Below are 17,998 nucleotides of genomic sequence, written 5' to 3'. Positions count from 1 at the left end.
ACCCGCTCGTGCACTTGTTGCCAAGCGGTCGGCGAACGGTTCCCGCCGGTTCGGGCGGTACGGATGACGCGATCTTGCCCGGATCGGGAACCGGGACGGTCCGAGCGGGCTACAGAAGGTGTCCTGACCGACGCCGAGAGGCCGGAGTATGAGCGAGATGAGCCGGACCGCCACGGAGGCCGATGACGCCACCGTGATCGAGCGGTCCCGGCGAGAGCCCGAAGTGTTCGCCGAGGTGTTCCGCCGGCACGCCCCTGAGATCAAGCGGTACGTCACGCGGAGGCTGGGTCCCGACGCCGCGGAGGACGTGGTGGCCGAGACGTTCTTGACGGCGTTCCGGCAGCGGGAGCGGTACGACCTGACCTGCCCGAGCGCGCGGCCGTGGCTGTACGGCATCGCGACGCACCGGATCGGGCGGCACCAGCGCACCGAGGTACGGCGGCTGCGTGCCCTCGAACGGACCGGGGTCGATTCGGCCGCCGAACCGTTCACGGATCGCGCGGACGAGCGGGTGAGCGCGGTGGCCGTGCGCAAGAGCCTGGCGGCCGCCCTGCGGAGACTGCCCGCCGGTCACCGGAACGCCCTGCTGCTGGTGACGTGGGGCGACCTCGGTTACCAGGAGGCGGCGCAGGCCCTCGGAGTGCCGATCGGAACGGTGCGCTCCCGCGTGAACCGGGCCCGGAAGAAGCTGCGCGCGGAACTCGGCGGCGTCAACCCCACTTCTGTCAGCGAGGAGCTCAATCGTGGATGAGATGACCCAGCTCAACCTCATGGGGTCGGAGATTCCGACGCCCACCCCGGCGGAGCTGCGGGGCGAGGAACGGCGGCTGCTCGCCGAGATCGCCGCGCCGGGGTCCGAGCGGCTGCGGGGCTCGGGTGTCCTGGGACGCCTGATGCGCCCGGTCGGCGGGGGCCGCACCCGGCCCGTTCTCGTGGCCGGTGTCGCCACCGGGCTGGCCGCCGCGTCCGTCGCCGGTATCGCGCTCACCGGGGTGCATTCGCGCGGCCCGGGATCGTCGTACCTGCCACAGGCCGTACCGGTCGCGGTCGTCCAGACCCTCGGCCACGCCGCCGACGCGGCGAGCCGGCAGCGTGAACTGCACCCGAGGCCCGGCCAGTTCCTGGTCTTCGAATCGCAGATCATGGAGGGCACCGAGTCGAATTCGAGGGAACACGGTCACTCCCGCTACCTCAGGCGCGCCAGGCGGACGATCTGGCTGCCCGTGTCCGGCCGGTCCACCGGCGGCGTCCTGGAGGAGAAGGGCCTGCAGCCCAAGCAGTACGGGAACTGGCCGCTCTCGCCCGAGTCCCGGCAGGAGGTCGGGACGACGGGTCCGATGCGGGCGGGCGACTTCGACTACCGAGCCGAGTACCTGCGGACCGACTACGCGTACCTGAGCCCGGCTGCCCGCCGACCCGAAGGGCATGCGGGCCCACCTGTACACGGGTCTGACGCCAGGGACCGCCGACGGTGACCTGGAGGCGTGGTCGCGCGTCGGCGGGATGCTCACGGAGGCGTACATGCCGGCCGCCCAGCGCGCGGCGTTGTTCCGGGCCGCCGCGACCATTCCCGGGGCGGAGGCCGTCGGGTCGGCCGAAGACGCCGCCGGCCGTACGGGCGTGGCGGTCGCCAGGGTCGAGCCGGCGCTGGGCGAGCGGACGGAGTACATCTTCGACCGCCGGACCTACACGTTCCTCGGTCAGCGGACCGTGGTCGTGGACGCCAAGAAGGCGCAGGCACCGGTCGGGACGGTCACGGAGTCGACCGCTCAGCTGAGCGTCCGGATCGCCGACAGCGCGCCGAAGGTCAACGGCGGCTGACGAGGACAGGCTCGGGCTCGGCGCCGATCGTGCGGGTACGGCCGGCGCCGAGGCCGGGCGCCACCAGGGCCAGCATCACGAGCAGCATCACGATGGACGGAACGGTCCAACCGTGGGTGGCGTCGTGCAGAGCGCCGATGGCGAGCGGGCCGAGGGCGGCGATCACGTAGCCGACGCCCTGCGCCATCCCGGACAGCTGGGCGGCGACGTGCGCGTCGGGGGCGCGCAGGCCGATGAACGACAGGGCGGTGGCGAACCCCATTCCCTGTCCCAGCCCGAGCACGATGATCCACAGCCAGACCGAGCCGATCGGCGCCCAGGCGGTGCCGGCGAAGCCGACGATGCCCAGCCCGACGGTCAGCAGGACGAGGGGCCGCTGGTCGCGCAGCCGGCGTTCGATCACCGGCACGGCCAGCGCGCCCACGGCCTGCAGGAGGCTGGTGACGCCGAGGGCGTACCCGGCCGCGGTCTCGCTCAGCCCGCGGTCCTGGCAGAGGGTCGGCAGCCAGCCGGAGACGACGTACGCCCCCAGCGACTGGATCCCCATGAACGCGGTGACCTGCCAGGCCAGCCCGGAGCGCCAGACCTGCGGCGACCCGGCGGCGGGCGGCACCGCCGCGGCGGCGGTCCGGGCGCGGGGCAGCCAGGCGAGCCCGGCCACGGCCGCCGGGATGGCCAGCAGCGCGAGGGGCAGCCGCCAGGTCGACCCGGCGGCGTGCTCGACCGGCACCGCCACGGCCGAGGAGACGGCCGCGCCACAGGTCACCGCGATCGTGTAGATCGCCGTGACCGCCGTGATCTTCTGCGGGTGGTCCCGCTTGATGATCGCCGGGACGGCGATGTTGCCGACGCTGATCGCGATCCCGGCCAGGAGCGCCCCGCCGAACAGCGCGACCTGCGAGGGCAGCACGCGCACCAGCAGCGCGACGACGAGCAGGAGCATGCTGCCGACCAGCAGGGGCTCCCCACGCGGCGAGCGTCGCAGCAGGGGAAGGACCAGCCCGAACGAGCCGAAGAACACCAGCGGCAGCGTGGTCAGCGCGCCCGCCGCCGTACTCGACAGGTGCAGGTCGCCCTGGATCTGGCTGAGCAGCGGGCCGACGGCGACGATCGCCGGGCGCAAGTTCAGCGCGACAAGGACGATCAGCGCGATCCCGGCGTAACGCCTCACAGAACTTCCTCCAGCGCGCGAAGGGTCGGTTCGACGACGCGGGCCGCCGCGCGGCCGGCCGCCTCGGCGTCGCCCGCGGCGATCGCCTCCAGCACGGCGTGGTGCGCGGCCGGACCGGCCTCGGGCAGGTCGCGGTCCTCGCGGAGCGCGCTCAGCGACTCGCGCAGCCGGTGCCGGAAGAACCGGAACGCCTCGGCCAGCAGCGGGTTGCCGGCCGCCTCGACGACGCCCAGGTGGAACCGGGAGTCGGCCTCGCCGAAGACGGCCGGGTCCTCGGCGGCGTCGCGGTCGCGCAGGAGCTCCTCGAGACGCCGCAGGTCGTCCTCGGTGCGGCGCACCGCCGCGAGCTTGGCCGCCTGGACGTCGTACGCGAACTGGACCTCGAAGACGTCGCGCAGCGACGCCCGCTCGACCCGCCGCAGCAGCGGACGAGGGTCGGCGGCGCTGCGCACGTACGTGCCGTCACCCCTGCGCACCTCCAGCACGCCGACGTGGCTGAGGGCACGGATCGCCTCGCGGACGGCGGGCCGGCTCACCCCCAGCACGGCGCAGAGCTCGTGCTCGCCGGGGATCCGGTCGCCGACCGCCCACGCGCCGGAGGCGACCTGTTCGTGCATCTGGTCGAGCACGGCCTCGACCGCCGACCCGCGTTGCACCGGCTGTAGCGACACGCCGGAACCTCTCTCCTGCCAGATGTCAGACGTCTGATGTCCGACTCTACACATTTGTGACGTGAAGAAGCGAACTTGTGGGGCATCTAACTAAGTAGGTGACTTCTGGCCCGGGAGGCGGTTGCGATGGCCACTGTCGAAGACGCCGAACTTCCCCCGTTCGCAAGGGTCCCCAGCTCGCAGAGCCGCGCTCTCGCCGCGGCCATCCGGCTGGGGATCCGTCCTTTCTCCGGCCGCGTCAAAGGCGGGCCGCGGCGTCCGGCTGTGGCGCACCCTCCTGGGCGCGGGCTCCCACTGCCTGCGAGCCGACCCGCGCGTCAGCGTCGAGCCGTTCAGCGACCCGTGCGTGGAGATCCCCCAGATCCGGCGCGCGGTCCGCGGTGAGTGGCTCCGCCCGCCCGGCGCCGATGCGCGGAACGGCGTGATCCTCTACCTGCACGGCGGGGCGTACGCGATCTGCTCCCCGCGCACCCACCGGGTGATCACCACGCGGCTCGCGATGGAGACGGGCATGCCCGTGCTCGCGCCGCGCTACCGGCAGGCGCCCGAGCACCCGTTCCCGGCGGCGTTCGAGGACGCGCTGGACGCGTACCGGCTGCTGCTGGCGCGCGGCCTCCCCCCGGAGCGGATCACCGTCGTGGGGGACTCCTCAGGCGGGCATCTCGCGGCCGCCCTGACCGGCGAGGCCTGCCGCACGGACCTGCCCGCGCCGGGCGGCGTCGTGCTCTTCTCCCCCTGGATCGACCTGACCGGCGAGCTGGCGATGACCTCGCCGATGCTGCGCAAAGATCCCTTCATCGTCCCGGCCGTCGCGACGCGATTCGGCCGGCTGTACGTGGGATCCGGGGATTGGAGCGATCCGCGGCTGTCCCTGCTCAACTGCGCGAGCGCCGGCCTCCCGCCGTTTCTCATCCAGGTCGGCGGCATCGAGGTGCTGCGTGACGAGGCGGAACGGTTCGCCGAGGTGCTGGCCGAGGCCGGAGCCGACTACGAGCTGCAGGTGTGGCCCGGGCAGATGCACGTCTTCCAGATGTTCAACCGGCTGCTCCCGGAGGCCGACGCCGCGATGCGGGAGGCCGCCGGCTTCATCCGCCGCCACGTCGACCACGGCTCGGTCCCCGAAGCCGCCTGACGCAACCACCCACCCGCGGCCGCACCCTCGCGTGACCGCCGCCCTCATGCGACCGCCTCCCGCGCCGTCCGCCGTCCGGCCGCCTCCCCGCCTGGCGACCGGGCGGCGGGCGCCCTTCAGGCGGTCAGCCCGATGGCGCTCCTCGCCGCCGCGATCGTCGGCTCGGCCAGGGCGCGGGCCTGCTCGGCCCCGGCACGGAGCACCGCCTCCAGTCCCGTACGGTCATCGACGATGGCGGCGTACCCCTTCTGCAGCGGCTCGAGCAGCGCGACCACCGCGTCCGCGGTGTCCCGCTTCAGCGCGCCGTACGAGTCGTACGACAGCTCCTCGACCGGCACGTCCGTGCACGCGGACAGGATGCTCAGCAGGTTGGACACCCCGGGCTTGCCCTCCGGGTCGTACGTCACCTCGGAGCCGGAGTCGGTGACCGCCCGCATGACCTTGCGCCGTACGACGTCGACCGGGTCGAGCAGGTAGATCGTTCCCGGGGCCTCGACCGACTTGCTCATCTTTCGCGACGGATCGGCCAGGTCCATGACGCGGGCCGCCGCGGCCGGATGCACCGCGCGCGGCAGTGCGAACACCTGGCCGTACTGCCGGTTGAAGCGCTCGGCCAGGTCCCGTGTCAGCTCGACGTGCTGGGACTGGTCCGCGCCGACCGGCACGTCGGTCGCCTGGTAGAGCAGGATGTCCGCGGCCATCAGCGTCGGATAGGTGAGCAGCGACAGGCGAACGGCCTCCTGACGCGCGGATTTCTCCTTGAACTGGATCATCCGGTGCATCTCGCCGTAATACGCGGTGCTCTCCATGAGGTACGCCAGCTCGGTGTGCGCGGGGACGGCGCTCTGCCGGAAGAACACGCACCGCGCCGGGTCGATCCCGGCGGCGATCGCCAGTCCGGCCAGCTCCAGGGACCGCTCGTTCAGCAGCGCCGGGTCATGCGGGGTCGTGAGGGCGTGCAGGTCGGAGATGCCGTACACGTGGTCCGTACGGGACGCGTCCGGGCCTAGGCGCTGTGCGGACGGGCGCAGCGCGCCGAGCAGGTTGCCGAGGGTCGGGCGACCGGACGGGGTGAAGAGGCTGAGGACGCGGGTCACGGTGACTCCCCTGGGAAGAGCCGCCTCGCCGGCGCATGCGAAACGGCCGCCGAGGCGGCGGCCGTTGGATGGATCGCGAGGTCGGATCGGCCGCCGTCAGGCGGCCCACCAGCTGCTGTTGTTGCTGAGCGGTCCTCGCATGGGGTCAGTGTAGCGCGCCGGAGCACCGGACGCCGGTGCAGCCATCGAGGCATGAGCGAGGAATGTCGTCCTTGCCGCTTCGGACCCTTCAACCTGACGACGAGCGCGCAATCGTGGGACGACCTCGGCGTGGTAATCGTCCATCACGTCACGTGGGCCGGTTGAGCCCGCGAAAAATGTCCGACCTCAGCGGGATCATCGCGGCATGACGGAAACAGTCGCGCTGCCGGTTCAAGGGCCGTTCGACCTGGCGGCGAGCATCCAGTTCCTCGAGGGGTTCACGCCGGCCGGGCGGCCGGACGCGGGACGGCACCGCGGCACCCTCGCGCTGGCCTTCCCCGCCGCGCCGTCGTGGCGGCCCGTGGGCGTGCGTCTCCGCCAGGAGGGTGACACGGTGCTCGCCGAGATCGACGCGCACCCCGACGACCTGGCCCCGGCCGCCGAGCACGCCCGGCGCATCCTGTCGCTCGACGTCGACGGCACCGGCTTCGCCGCGATCGACGACCCGCACGTCGCCCGGCTGCGGCAGGAGCATCCGGGGCTGCGGCCGGTGCTGTTCCACTCGCCGTACGAGGCGGCCTGCTGGAGCGTGATCGGGCACCGCATCCGCATCGTGCAGGCGGCCGCGATCAAGCAGCGCATGGCCGAGCGCCTCGGCGACCGGGTCGGCGGACTCGTGAGCTTCCCCGGGCCGGAGCGGCTGCTGACCGTGACCGACGTGCCCGGGCTGCCGCCGGTCAAGATCGAGCGGCTGCACGGCATCGCCCGCGCCGCGCTCGACGGCGACCTCGACGCCGGCCGGCTGCGGGCCATGGAGACCGCCCAGGCCCTCGTCGAGCTGCAGCGGGTCCCCGGCATCGGGCTGTTCTCCGCCGAGCTCATCCTCATCCGAGGCGCGGGGCACCCCGACGTGTTCCCCGCCTCGGAGCGCCGGCTCCACGACGAGATGGCGCACGAGTACGGCCTGCACGACCCCAGCCCGGCGCGGCTCGCGGCGATCGCCGAGGCCTGGCGGCCCTACCGGTCGTGGGTGGGGCTGCTGCTGCGCGCCCGGCGCGAACTGGAAACGGCCGAGATCGCCCGGGGCCGCCGCATCACCCGCTGACGCGCTCCCGTACGGAGACGTGCCAGAGGCCGAGGGCCGCCGCGACGGCCGCCACGGCCTCCGCGGCCGTCGTGACGACCTTCTCGGTGTACCAGACCGGCTCGTACATGTTCGGCAGTGGTCCGAGCGACCCCACGTCGACGTACCGATAAAGGAGCACGGCGCCGAGCGCGCTGGCCGCGACGAGGAAGGCGATCCCGTACGTGAGGCGGGTCGCGCGGATGAGCACCAGGACGGCGACGAGTGCGGCGACGACCCCCTGGACCCAGAACAGCGTGCCCTCGGTGAGGCCGCTGCCCCGGGATCCCATGTCCCCGGCCAGGTGGATGTGAACGATCGCGTCGACCGCGAGTCCTGCGACGACGAGCAGGCGAATTATCAGGCCCATACCTGATTCACCGTTCCCGGGGGCCGATCGGTTCAATTCCCGGCGTAAAAAGTCCCGATCTCGCTGGTCAGCCGGCGCCGAGCTCGCGGCCGCGGTCGCGGGCGGCCTCGATCGCCTCGATGACGGCGGCGCGGACGCCGTGGCGTTCCAGCTCGCGGATGGCCGAGATCGTCGTCCCGGCGGGCGAGGTGACCGCCTCGCGCAGCATGACCGGGTGGTCGCCGGAGTCGCGCAGCATGATCGCCGCGCCCACCGCCGACTGGATCACCATCTCGAGCGCGGCGGCGCGCGGCATGCCGAGCAGGATGCCCGCGTCGACCATCGCCTCGACGAGGTAGTAGAAGTACGCGGGGCCGCTGCCGGACAGCGCGGTCGCGGCGTCCTGCAGTGACTCGGGGATGCGCAGCACCTTGCCGACCGGTGTGAGCAGCTCCTCGGTCAGCTTGAGGTGCTCCTCGCCCGCGTGCGTGCCGGCGGAGATCACGCTCATCGCCTCGTCGACGTGGACGGGCGTGTTGGACATGACGCGCACGACGGCGACGTCCTCTGGCAGCCGCTCCTCGATGAACGCGGTCGGGATGCCCGCCGCCAGGGAGATGACCAGCCGCCCGGCCGGGACGTGGTCCTTCAGCTCGGCGAGCAGCGTGCCCATGTCCTGCGGCTTGACGGCCAGCACGAGGGTGTCGGCGGTCGCCGCGGCCTCGGCGTTGGTGACGACCTGGACGCCGTAGCTCTCGCGCAGCAGCGCCCCGCGCTCCTCCCGCCGCGTCGTGACCAGCAGCTCGGACGGCTTGCGTCCGGCCCGGAGCACCCCGGACAGCAGTGCCTCGCCCATCTTGCCGGCACCGAGAATCGCGATCATCTTTGCAGCCTCCTGTCTCCCAGAAGCGTACCGAGCGCGCCGCCGCACTCGGCGGAGCGGGGACACGCGGTGCGAGGACTCCGCGACGGAGCGAAAGAACCGGCAAGATCCGGAAAGAATGCGACGCCCTCGGGTGAATCCCTTGCGACAGGTGTGATCCCCGAGGAATCGAGTCGCTGAATGAGAAGACCGAGAGCGAGCGTGACGATCACGCTCGCCGCCGTGGCGGCCGCCGGAATCCCGGCCGCCGCGAACGCCGCACCCGCCACCCCCGCCGCCAAGTCCCCGGCCGCCGCGAAGACGGTCGCGTCCAGGCTTCCCGCAGACCGATCGTGGAAGGTGACCCTGCTGACCGGGGACACCGTCCAGGTCCATACGGTCAAGAACCGCCTCCCGATGGTGTCCGTCCAGCCGGGGAAGGGCCGGACGAACGTGCCGTTCGTCCGGGACATCCGGCCGGACGGAACGATCCGCGTCATCCCGGCCGACGTCGGGCGGCTCATCGGCAAGAAGATCGATCCCGCGCTGTTCAACATCACCACGTTGATCAAGGAGGGGAACGACGACGCCTCTCGTTCGACCCTCCCGCTGATCGTGCAGGGCGGCGATGGCGAGGGTCGTAACCTGAAGGCCGTCCACGCGACCGCCGTACGCCAGGCGAAGGGCAGGCGCCCGGCCGCGCTGACCGCCTCCGGGAAGCTCGCCTCCGGCGTCCAGCACATCTGGCTGGACCGCAAGGTCAAGGTCAGCAAGCTGGACCGCAACCTGGACCAGATCGGCGCTCCGGCCGCCTGGAAGGCGGGTGCGACCGGGAAGGGCGTCAAGGTCGCCGTCCTGGACACCGGCGTCGACGCCACCCACCCGGATCTGAAAGGCCAGATCGCCGAGCAGGAGAACTTCGCCACCGGCAGCACCGACACCGTCGACCGCTTCGGGCACGGTACCCACGTCGCCGCCACGATCGCCGGTACCGGAGCCGCCGCGAACGGCGAGCGCAAGGGCGTCGCGCCCGATTCCCAGCTGCTGGTCGGCAAGGTCCTGGGCGACGATGGTCAGGGCTATGAGTCGGACGTCATCAAGGGAATGGAGTGGGGCGCTTCCAAGGCCAAGATCGTCAGCATGAGCCTGGGAAGCTCGGTCGACGACACCCCCGATCCGGACAGCGATCCGGTGGCCAAGGCCGCCGACGACCTCACCGCCCAGTACGGCACGCTGTTCGTGGTCGCGGCCGGCAACGACGGCGACTACGGCGACAACACGATCGGCTCGCCCGGAATCGCGCCGTCCGCGCTGACCGTCGGCGCCGTGGACGGGAAGGACACGCTCGCCTCCTTCTCCAGCCGCGGCGGCGTTCTCCTGAAGCCCGACATCGCCGCGCCCGGCGTGGACATCGTGGCCGCCCGCGCGGCGGGCACCACGATGGGCAGCCCGGTGGACGCGACGTACACCGCCGCCAGCGGCACCTCGATGGCCACCCCGCACGTCGCCGGAGCGGCCGCCGACCTGCTGCAGAAGCACCCCGACTGGACGTCCGCGCGGCTGAAGGCCGCACTGACCTCCACCGCGCACGCCGTCCCGGGCACCGTCTACCAGGTCGGCGCCGGACGGCTCGACGTCGCCGCCGCGACCTCGGCCACCGTCACCGCCGACGACTCCGGCGTGGCGTTCGGTCACATCGCCCACGGCTCCACCGAAGCCGTCACGAAGAAGCTCAGCTGGACCAACACCGGCACATCCCCGGTCGAGCTACGGCTGGCGGCCACGCTCGCCGATCACGCCGGCCGCGATTCCGGTGCCGCCCAGGTGCCCGCCTCGGTGACCGTCCCGGCAGGCGGAACCGCCTCCGCGACGCTCACCCTGAACCCGGGCCGTCTCACGACCGCCGGCTACTACAGCGGCACGGTCACCGCGCAGGCCGGCGGCATCGCCCTCCACACCCCGGTCGGGGCCTATGCCGAGCCGGAGACCCACACCCTGACCCTCAAGGCGACACCCTTCCCGGGAACGGCCGACGGTGACTGGTCCGCGTACGTGGGGGTGCTCAACCTCGACGACCCGAACCACTTCAGCCAGGTTCCGGATTTCGACGCGTCGGGTGTCGCCACCGTGCAGGTCGCGGCCGGCCGCTACGCCGTGCTCGGCAACGTCGACTCGTACGTGGATCGAAAGACCAATGCTTACCGCACCGCGCTCGTGGGCACCGCCGAGGTGAACGTCGACCGGGACACCACGGTGGCGCTCGACGCCTCGAAGGCCGAGCCGGTGAAGATCGCCGCCCCCGGCGCGTCGAACGCGACCGACGTGCTCGTTCACGCCGAACGCGGCACCCCCGACGGCATCTGGGGTTTCGACATCCTCACCCTTAACAGCTCGATCTCTCCGAACGTCTACACCAACCCGATTGAAAGCCCGCAGACCGGGACGTTGCAGGTCTACGTCGGCGCCCGGGTGTCGAGCGACGACGGCAAGACCGTGTACGACCTCCTGCACGGCATCGGTTCCGGGGTCCCCGAAAAGATCGACTACACCGCGGACCCGAAGGACCTGGCCCGCGTCGACGAGCGCTTCCACGCACTCGGCGGCGACACGACCAAGCCGGTCTGGCAGAAGCGCTACGGAGTCACCCCGGCGGGCGCCCTGACCACCGAGGTCTCGGGGAACGTGGCCGCCGGCTCGGCCCGTACCGACTATGTCAGCGCCGAAACGGGAATCGGCTGGCTGGAGGAGGCCGCGCCCCCGAACAACGCCGGTCTCGACTCCTGGGCCCCCCAGGTGCCGCTCCGGCACTACTCCGCCGGTTCGTCGTACGCCGATGACTGGGCCCGGCAGCCGATCCGGCCCGGCCCGTACTCCGCGACCGGGGTCACCCCCAGCGTGTGCGTCCCGGGTCCGACCACACGGGCGCGCGGGAACATCCACGTCGAGCTCGTCGACCTGCAGGACCGAATCGACGGATTCGACTGCGTACAGGGGGACATGGACGGCGTCAGCACGCGCACGATGAAGCTGTACGCGAATGGGACGCTCGCCGGTACGACCACGCACTACTACGGCGACTTCACCGTGCCGGCCACGGCAGGCACCTACCAGCTCGTCTACGACCTGGACGCGTCCAAGGTGCTGCCGGTGTCGGGGAAGACGTCGACGACGTGGACGTTCCGGTCGAAGCCGGGCGAGACGCGGGTGCCGCTGCTGACGGTGGACTACGCCCTGCCGCTGGACCTGCTCAACCACCCCGACGGCGACACCGCTACCTTCACCGTCGCCCGGGTCAAGGGATCGGCCGCCGCCAAGGCCACCGGCCTGAAGCTGTGGACCTCCCTCGACGACGGCACGACCTGGCAGCCCGCCACCGTCACCTACGCCGGAAACGGCAAGTACACCGGCACGCTCCCCAAGGCCGGCAAGGACCAGGGCGTGTCCCTGCGCGTCCAGGCCACCGACAACGGGGGCGGCAAGATCGACCAGACCATCATCCGCGCCTACACCGGCGGCTGAGCCGCTTCTCTGGCGGTCGCCGCGTCTACTGCGCCGGCGACCGCCAGAGATCACCGGGAGCGTCCGTCCAGACACGTCACGAATTCATTGGAAAGATTCTGACTCCTGCGACCAATTCTCTGTGACCGGTGTTGTCCAAGAGAATCGAGTCGCCGAATGAGAAGACTCAGAGCGGGCGTGGCGATCACCCTCGCCGGTGCCGCGGTCGCCGGGGTTCCGGCCGTCGCACACGCCGCGCCCGCCGCCCGTACCACGACGTCCGCCAAGGCGGCGGAGCCGAGGCTTCCCGCCGGCCGGACCTGGAAGGTGACGCTGGTCACCGGGGACATCGTCGAGGTACGCACCGTCAGGAACGGCCCGCCGCTGGTCTCCGTGAAACCGGGAACCGGCCGCGAGAAGGTGCCGTTCGTCAAGGACATCCGGCCGGACGGCACCGTCCGGGTGATTCCGCAGGACGTCGTCTCGAAGATCGGCAAGGTGTACGACCCGGCGCTCTTCGACGTCACCGCCCTCATCGACGATGGCGACGACGACGCCGCGACCACCACGCTCCCGCTCATCGTGCGGGGCGGAGCCGGCGTACGGGCACTCGCTGCCGGCCGCCGCAGCCTGAGCAGCATCGGCGCGACCGCGGTGCGCCAGCCCAAGGGCGACGGACCGGCGCTCGCGCGCAGCGCACTGGCCGGAGACGTCACGCGCGTCTGGCTGGACCGCAAGGTCCACGCCCAGGCGCTCGACCACAACCTCGCCCAGATCGGCGCCCCCACCGCCTGGAAGGCCGGCGCCACCGGCAAGGGCGTCAAGGTCGCCGTGCTCGACACCGGGATCGACGCCACCCACCCCGACCTCAAGGGCCGCATCGCCGAGCAGAAGAACTTCAGCCAGGCCAAGGACACCGTCGACCGGTTCGGGCACGGCACCCACGTCGCCGCGACCATCGCGGGCACCGGAGCGGCCGCGAACGGTGAGCGCAAGGGCGTCGCCCCCGACGCGAACCTGCTGATCGGCAAGGTGCTCGGCGACGACGGCGGCGGCCGGGACTCCGACGTCATCGCCGGGATGGAGTGGGCGTCCGGCAAGGCGCGGATCGTCAGCATGAGCCTGGGTGGCTTCACCGACGACCCGGCGAACGACCCGACGGCCAAGGCCGTCGAGACTCTCACCGCCAAGAACAAGACGCTGTTCGTGGTCGCCGCCGGCAACGACGGCCCGACCCCGGCCAGCATCGAGTCGCCCGGCGTCGCCCCGTCCGCGCTGACCGTGGGAGCCGTGGACGGCGCCGACAAGGTCGCCGACTTCTCCAGCCGCGGCGGCCCGATGATGAAACCGGAGATCTCCGCGCCGGGCGTGGACATCGTCGCCGCCCGCGCCAAGGGCACCGCGATGGGGCACGTCATCGACGCGCGGTACACCTCGGCCAGTGGCACCTCCATGGCGACGCCGCACGTCGCGGGAGCGGCCGCCGATCTCCTCCAGAAGCACCCGTCCTGGACTCCGGCGCAGCTCAAGGCCGCGCTGGTCACCACGGCGCACCAGGCGTCGGGCACCGTCTACCAGGTCGGCGGCGGCCGCCTCGACATCGGCGCCGCCTCGCGGGCGACCGTGGTCGGCGACCAGCCGACGGTCGCGTTCGGATCCGTCCCGCACGGGTCGACCACGGCACTCACCCAGCGGCTGAGCTGGACGAACACCGGGTCCACCGCCATCACGCTCAAGCTCGCGGCCCGGCTGGCCTCCCCCACCGGCAAGGCCGTCAAGGGCCTCGGCCTGCCCGCGACGGTGAGCGTCCCGGCCGGGGGCTCCGCCTCCGTGACGCTGACGCTCGACCCGCACAACCTGACGACGGCAGGGGGCTACAGCGGCGCGGTCACAGCGACGGCCACCGGGGTGGCGCTGCGGGTCCCGGTCGGCGTGGTCGCCGAGCCGGAGACCCACACGCTGACGCTGAAGGCCACCCCCATCCCGGGCACCCCCGACGGTGCGCTCGGCGGCAACGTCGGGGTCGTGAACCTCGACGACTCGAATCTCTACAACGGCGGCGTAGAGATCCCCACCGACGGCGTCGCGCGGCTCACGGTCCCGGCCGGTCACTACGCCGTCCTCGGCACGGTGGACGACACGACGAAGGGCAAGACACGGTCCGCGTTCGCCGGAGACGCCGAGTTGACCGTGAACGGTGACACGACGCTGTCCCTGGACGCCTCGAAGGCCCGGCCGGTACAGATCTCGGCCCCCGGCGCGAAGATCGACCCGAGCGGCATCGAAGGACTCCAGGTCGAGCGCCATATCGGAGACTCCGTCTGGGGAACCGGCGTCATCGCCTTCGACGGGTCCCCGACGGTCTACAGCACGCCGGTCGACGGCGTCCGGACCGGCTCTCTCCGCGCGTACGCCTTCGCGCGGCTGACCGACGGGGGCAAGACCGTCTACGACCTTCTCCAGGACCTCGGCACCAAGGTTCCGGCCGAGGTGAACTACACGGCCGCCGCGAAGGACCTCGCGCGGGTGAACGAGCGGTTCGGCGCCCTGAACGGCGACACGTCCAAGACCGACGGCGAGAAGCGGTACGGCGTCTCCCCCGGTGGTTTCCTGGTGAACGAGGCATCGAGCCAGGTCCCCGCCGGGTCGACGCGGACCGACTACGTCACCGGTGTCGGGGGCGTGCGGTGGCTCGACGAGGCCTTCCCGCCGGATCTCGGCGAGACGAGCTGGGTCACGCAGGTCCCGATCCGGCAGTACACCGCCGGGAAGACCTACACCAGCGCGTGGGTCCGTCAGCCGTTCCGGCCGGGTCCGTACTCCGCGACGGGGACCACGGCCAGTTTCTGCGCCCCCGGCGCGAGCACGCGTGCCCGCGGGAACATCCACGTCGAGCTGGTCGACCTGCAGAACCTGCCGGACGGCTTCGACTGCCTGACCGACGACGAGGACTGGTACAAGGTCAGCTCCCGCACCATGAAGCTGTACGCCGGCGCGAAGCTCGCCGGATCCACCACGCACTCGCACGGCGACTTCAGTGTGCCGTCCGCGGCGGGCACCTACCGGCTCGTCTACGACGTGGACGCTTCCAAGGTGCTCCCCGTGTCGTCGAAGACCTCGACGACGTGGACGTTCCGGTCCAAGCCCGGTGAGGAGCGGGTGCCGCTGCTGACCGTGGACTACGCCCTGCCGCTGGACCTGCTCAACCGTCCCAGCGGGGACACCGCGACCTTCACGGTCGCCCGCGTCAAGGGGGCCGCCGCTGCCAAGGCCACCGGCCTGAAGCTGTGGACCTCCCTCGACGACGGCAAGACCTGGCAGGCCGCCACTGTCACGGGAACCAACGGGAAGTACACCGCCAAACTCCCCAAGGCCGGAAAGGGACAGGCGGTGTCCCTGCGCGTCCAGGCCACCGACAACGGCGGCGGAAAGATCGACCAGACCGTCGTCCGCGCCTACACCGGCGGCTGATCGCGGGAACGGGATCGGCCTGAAAGGGCAATAAAGATCGGGACATGTATGTCCTGAGCCCGGGCCTTCGGGCCCGGGTCCGGCGGACCGCCCCGGCTCGCACCTCCCGTGCGCGTTGTCCCCTGAGCCGGGGCCGGTCCGCCTCTCGCGTCCGTCAGGACTTCGAGGCGAGCGACCGCAGGAAGAAGCCGACGTTGGCGGGCCGCTCCGCCAGCCGCCGCATAAGGTAGCCGTACCACTCCGCGCCGTACGGGATGTAGACCCGCACCTGCCCGCCGAGTTCGGTCAGCCGGCGCTGCTCGTTCGGGCGGATGCCGTACAGCATCTGGTATTCGAAGCTGTCGTGCGTGCGGTCATTGAGCACCGCGAGGGCCCCGGCGATCTCGATGAGCCGTGGGTCGTGTGTGGCCATCATCGGGTACCCGCGGCCGGCCATCAGGACCCGCATGCACCGGACGTAGGACTTGTCGACGGCGTCCTTGCCGGTGAACGCCGCCGAGTCGGGCGCGTTGTAGGCGCCCTTGCACAGCCGGACCCGCGATCCCTCATACGCGAGGTCGGCGCAGTACTCCTCGGCGCGGCGGAGGTACGCCTGGATGACCGCCCCGGTGTCGGGGAAGTCCTGGCGCAGCTCCGTCAGGATGCGCAGGGTGGAGTCGACCGTGGTGTGCTCCTCCATGTCGAGGGTCACAGTCGTACGGGCGTTCCGGGCGGCCGAGCAGATGCGCCGGGCGTTCTCCAGGGCCGTCCGCTCACCGTCCTGGAGCAGCTGTCCGAGCGCGGTGAGCTTGACCGACACCTCCGCGCGGGAGCCGTACCCGGACTCGGCGATCCGCGCGAGGAGTCGTTCGTAGTCGGCGGTGATCGTCTTGGCCTGGACGGCCTCGACGGTGTCCTCGCCGAGATGATCGATGGTGACCATCAGCCCGTCGGAGATGAGCCCGTCGGTGATGGCGAGGGCGTCGGCCGCGGTCTCCCCCGCGACGAACCTGCGGACGACGCTTCTGGTGTACGGCGCGGTCTCGACGATCCGGCGTACGCCGCCGCTGCGTGAGGCGGCCAAGAGAGCCTGACGGAGCAAGCTTCCCCCTTCACCCAAGGGACCACACTGTCCCGATCGCCCATCAGGCTATGTCAGCGCGGTCACCGGGATCATGGGGGCACCGGCGGCGCGGATCAGGGGGTGCGGCGAGGGAGGGTGGCCGCACCCAGCAGCAGGGCGAGGATGGTGCAGCCGGCGATGACCGTCATGTCGCGGACGAGCGTCCCGGTGAGCCCCGTGTGGCCGGTCAGCTCCCGCATCGCCTCGACGAGGTAGGCCAGCGGCATCACGTCGGCCGCCCAGCGCAGTGCCGTGGCCATCTCCTCGCGGGGCACGAACAGCCCGGCCAGCAGGAGTTGCGGGAGCACGAAGGCCGGCATGAACTGCACCGCCTGGAACTCCGTGCGCGCGAACGCGCTGGCCAACAGCCCGAGCGCCACGCCGAGCAGCGCGGCGAGCAGGGTCAGCGCGAGCAACGTCCACACCGAGCCGCGCAGATCGAGGCCGAGCCAGGTGAGCGCGACCGTGGAGACGACCCCGACCTGGACGAGGGCGGTGAGGCCGAAGGCGATCGCGTACCCGAGGAGCAGGTCGAGCCGGCCGAGCGGCGTCGTCATCAACCGCTCCAGCGTGCCGCCGGTCCGCTCCCGCAGGGTGGCGATGCTCGTCACGATGAACATCACGGTGAAGGGGAAGACGGCCAGGAGCATCGGCCCGAACCGGTCGAACGCCTCCGGCCGGTCGAGGACGTAGCGCAGCAGAATCATCAGCAGCGTCGGCAGGCCGACGATCAGGCCGAGCGTGCGATGGTCGTGGCGGAGCTGGCTCAGGAGGCGCCGCGCCGTCGCGAGCGTGATGGCCGGGTTCACGACGCCACCTTCTCCCGTTCGATGATCTTGAGGAACGCCTGTTCGAGGTCGTCGGCGCCGGTGCGCTCGCGCAGGGCGTCGGGGGTGTCGTCGGCGAGGATCCGCCCCTCGCGCATGAGGATCAGCCGCTCGCACCGGGCGGCCTCGTCCATGACGTGGCTGGAGACGAGCAGCGTCGCGCCCCGGCCGGCCAGCTCGTGGAACAGCTCCCACAGCTCGCCGCGCAGCACCGGGTCCAGCCCGACGGTGGGCTCGTCGAAGACCAGCAGCTCCGGCCGGCCCAGGAGCGCGACGGCGAGGCTCGCGCGGTGCAGCTGCCCGCCGGACAGGCTCGCGGCGACCTGGTCGCGGGCGCCGCCCAGGCCGACCTCCTCGACGACCCGGTCGACGTCGCCCCGGCCGGCGCCGAGCACGGCGGCGAAGTACCGGAGGTTCTCCCGGACGGTCAGGTCGGCGTAGACGGCCGGGTTCTGGGTGGCGTATCCGACGCGGCGGCGCAGCTCGCGGTGGCCGGCCGGGTGGCCGAGGACGGTAACGGTGCCGCTCTGGACGACCTGCACGCCGACGACGGCGCGCATGAGCGTGGTCTTGCCGCAGCCGCTCGGCCCGAGCAGCCCGACGACGGAGCCGCGCGGCACCGCGAAGGTCAGGTCGTGCAGGACCGTCCGCCCGCCTCGGGCGACACGGAGGTCCCGGACCTCGACGGCAGAATTCATCATGTGTTGAATTTAGGCGCGCGGCTTGGCGCCGT

At 71.8% G+C, this 17,998-nt stretch carries 15 protein-coding genes; 7 read left to right on the top strand and 8 right to left on the bottom strand.

From position 1 onward, the window contains the following. The first annotated feature begins 148 nt into the window (after positions 1-148). From ACYVF7_RS05345 to ACYVF7_RS05335, 3 genes are read left to right on the top strand one after another with little or no spacing between them, the layout of a single operon-like run. Entirely contained in the window at positions 149-751 is a 603-nt protein-coding gene (locus ACYVF7_RS05345; protein WP_460335733.1) for an RNA polymerase sigma factor, read from the top strand. Further along, positions 744-1,475 carry a hypothetical protein gene (locus tag ACYVF7_RS05340; protein WP_460335730.1) on the top strand — a complete coding sequence of 244 codons (732 nt, stop codon included), beginning with the start codon at positions 744-746 and terminating at the stop codon, positions 1,473-1,475. The genes ACYVF7_RS05345 and ACYVF7_RS05340 overlap by 8 nt, the downstream gene beginning before the upstream one ends. Further along, a complete protein-coding gene (locus tag ACYVF7_RS05335; RefSeq protein ID WP_460335727.1) occupies positions 1,426-1,821 on the top strand; it encodes a CU044_5270 family protein in 396 nt (131 codons plus the stop codon). Before ACYVF7_RS05340 ends, ACYVF7_RS05335 begins: the two co-directional genes overlap by 50 nt. Here ACYVF7_RS05335 and ACYVF7_RS05330 read toward each other — a convergent pair. Both ACYVF7_RS05330 and ACYVF7_RS05325 read right to left on the bottom strand, forming a co-directional pair. Continuing rightward, entirely contained in the window at positions 1,808-2,992 is a 1,185-nt protein-coding gene (locus tag ACYVF7_RS05330) for a CynX/NimT family MFS transporter (protein ID WP_460335724.1), read from the bottom strand. The genes ACYVF7_RS05335 and ACYVF7_RS05330 overlap by 14 nt on opposite strands. Then, positions 2,989-3,663: a FadR/GntR family transcriptional regulator gene (locus ACYVF7_RS05325; RefSeq protein ID WP_460335721.1), complete on the bottom strand. Its 675-nt coding sequence runs from the start codon at positions 3,661-3,663 to the stop codon at positions 2,989-2,991. Before ACYVF7_RS05325 ends, ACYVF7_RS05330 begins: the two co-directional genes overlap by 4 nt. Positions 3,664-4,009: 346 nt before the next feature. On the opposite strand from ACYVF7_RS05325, the gene ACYVF7_RS05320 reads away from it, so the two are divergent. After that, on the top strand, positions 4,010-4,795 hold the full coding sequence (locus ACYVF7_RS05320; RefSeq protein ID WP_460335718.1) for an alpha/beta hydrolase: 786 nt from the start codon (positions 4,010-4,012) through the stop codon (positions 4,793-4,795). A 116-nt stretch (positions 4,796-4,911) separates the two neighbouring features. On the opposite strand, the gene trpS is transcribed toward ACYVF7_RS05320, so the two are convergent. Beyond that, positions 4,912-5,892, bottom strand: a complete 981-nt coding sequence (gene trpS / locus ACYVF7_RS05315) for a tryptophan--tRNA ligase (protein WP_460335715.1) — start codon at positions 5,890-5,892, stop codon at positions 4,912-4,914. 346 nt (positions 5,893-6,238) lie between these two features. On the opposite strand from trpS, the gene ACYVF7_RS05310 reads away from it, so the two are divergent. Then, positions 6,239-7,138 carry a DNA-3-methyladenine glycosylase family protein gene (locus tag ACYVF7_RS05310; RefSeq protein ID WP_460335712.1) on the top strand — a complete coding sequence of 300 codons (900 nt, stop codon included), beginning with the start codon at positions 6,239-6,241 and terminating at the stop codon, positions 7,136-7,138. Here the strand turns inward: ACYVF7_RS05310 and ACYVF7_RS05305 are convergent. Beyond that, complete coding sequence (locus ACYVF7_RS05305; RefSeq protein ID WP_460335709.1) at positions 7,128-7,526, bottom strand: hypothetical protein; 399 nt, start codon at positions 7,524-7,526, stop codon at positions 7,128-7,130. The two genes, ACYVF7_RS05310 and ACYVF7_RS05305, sit on opposite strands and share 11 nt — an antisense overlap. A 67-nt stretch (positions 7,527-7,593) precedes the next feature. Then, complete coding sequence (gene proC / locus ACYVF7_RS05300; RefSeq protein WP_460335706.1) at positions 7,594-8,388, bottom strand: pyrroline-5-carboxylate reductase; 795 nt, start codon at positions 8,386-8,388, stop codon at positions 7,594-7,596. A 180-nt stretch (positions 8,389-8,568) separates the two neighbouring features. Between proC and ACYVF7_RS05295 the strand changes: the two genes are divergently transcribed. Both ACYVF7_RS05295 and ACYVF7_RS05290 read left to right on the top strand, forming a co-directional pair. Continuing rightward, positions 8,569-11,886, top strand: coding sequence for a S8 family serine peptidase (locus tag ACYVF7_RS05295; protein ID WP_460335703.1), 3,318 nt, complete (start codon positions 8,569-8,571; stop codon positions 11,884-11,886). 156 nt (positions 11,887-12,042) lie between these two features. After that, positions 12,043-15,336, top strand: coding sequence for a S8 family peptidase (locus ACYVF7_RS05290; RefSeq protein ID WP_460335701.1), 3,294 nt, complete (start codon positions 12,043-12,045; stop codon positions 15,334-15,336). A gap of 154 nt (positions 15,337-15,490) precedes the next feature. Here ACYVF7_RS05290 and ACYVF7_RS05285 read toward each other — a convergent pair whose 3' ends face one another. The 3 genes from ACYVF7_RS05285 to ACYVF7_RS05275 form a co-directional block, all read right to left on the bottom strand. Then, positions 15,491-16,417, bottom strand: coding sequence for a proline dehydrogenase family protein (locus ACYVF7_RS05285; protein ID WP_460335698.1), 927 nt, complete (start codon positions 16,415-16,417; stop codon positions 15,491-15,493). Positions 16,418-16,512: 95 nt separating this feature from the next. After that, entirely contained in the window at positions 16,513-17,247 is a 735-nt protein-coding gene (locus ACYVF7_RS05280) for an ABC transporter permease (RefSeq protein ID WP_460335695.1), read from the bottom strand. After that, positions 17,244-17,966: an ABC transporter ATP-binding protein gene (locus ACYVF7_RS05275; protein ID WP_460335692.1), complete on the bottom strand. Its 723-nt coding sequence runs from the start codon at positions 17,964-17,966 to the stop codon at positions 17,244-17,246. The genes ACYVF7_RS05280 and ACYVF7_RS05275 overlap by 4 nt, the downstream gene beginning before the upstream one ends. Positions 17,967-17,998: the final 32 nt, after the last annotated feature.

It is taken from the genome of Actinoallomurus acanthiterrae (genome assembly GCF_054775715.1).
Note: the sequence above shows the minus strand (reverse complement) of the source record. Positions and strands in the feature narration are given on the sequence as shown.

Bases quoted from the DNA above. Each gene is read 5' to 3' on its own strand.
- ACYVF7_RS05345 (WP_460335733.1), top strand. From the start codon at position 149: ATGAGCGAGATGAGCCGGACCGCCACGGAGGCCGATGACGCCACCGTG.
- ACYVF7_RS05275 (WP_460335692.1), bottom strand. From the start codon at position 17,966: ATGATGAATTCTGCCGTCGAGGTCCGGGACCTCCGTGTCGCCCGAGGC.
- ACYVF7_RS05290 (WP_460335701.1), top strand. From the start codon at position 12,043: ATGAGAAGACTCAGAGCGGGCGTGGCGATCACCCTCGCCGGTGCCGCG.
- proC (WP_460335706.1), bottom strand. From the start codon at position 8,388: ATGATCGCGATTCTCGGTGCCGGCAAGATGGGCGAGGCACTGCTGTCC.
- ACYVF7_RS05310 (WP_460335712.1), top strand. From the start codon at position 6,239: ATGACGGAAACAGTCGCGCTGCCGGTTCAAGGGCCGTTCGACCTGGCG.
- ACYVF7_RS05305 (WP_460335709.1), bottom strand. From the start codon at position 7,526: ATGGGCCTGATAATTCGCCTGCTCGTCGTCGCAGGACTCGCGGTCGAC.
- ACYVF7_RS05295 (WP_460335703.1), top strand. From the start codon at position 8,569: ATGAGAAGACCGAGAGCGAGCGTGACGATCACGCTCGCCGCCGTGGCG.
- ACYVF7_RS05335 (WP_460335727.1), top strand. From the start codon at position 1,426: ATGCGGGCCCACCTGTACACGGGTCTGACGCCAGGGACCGCCGACGGT.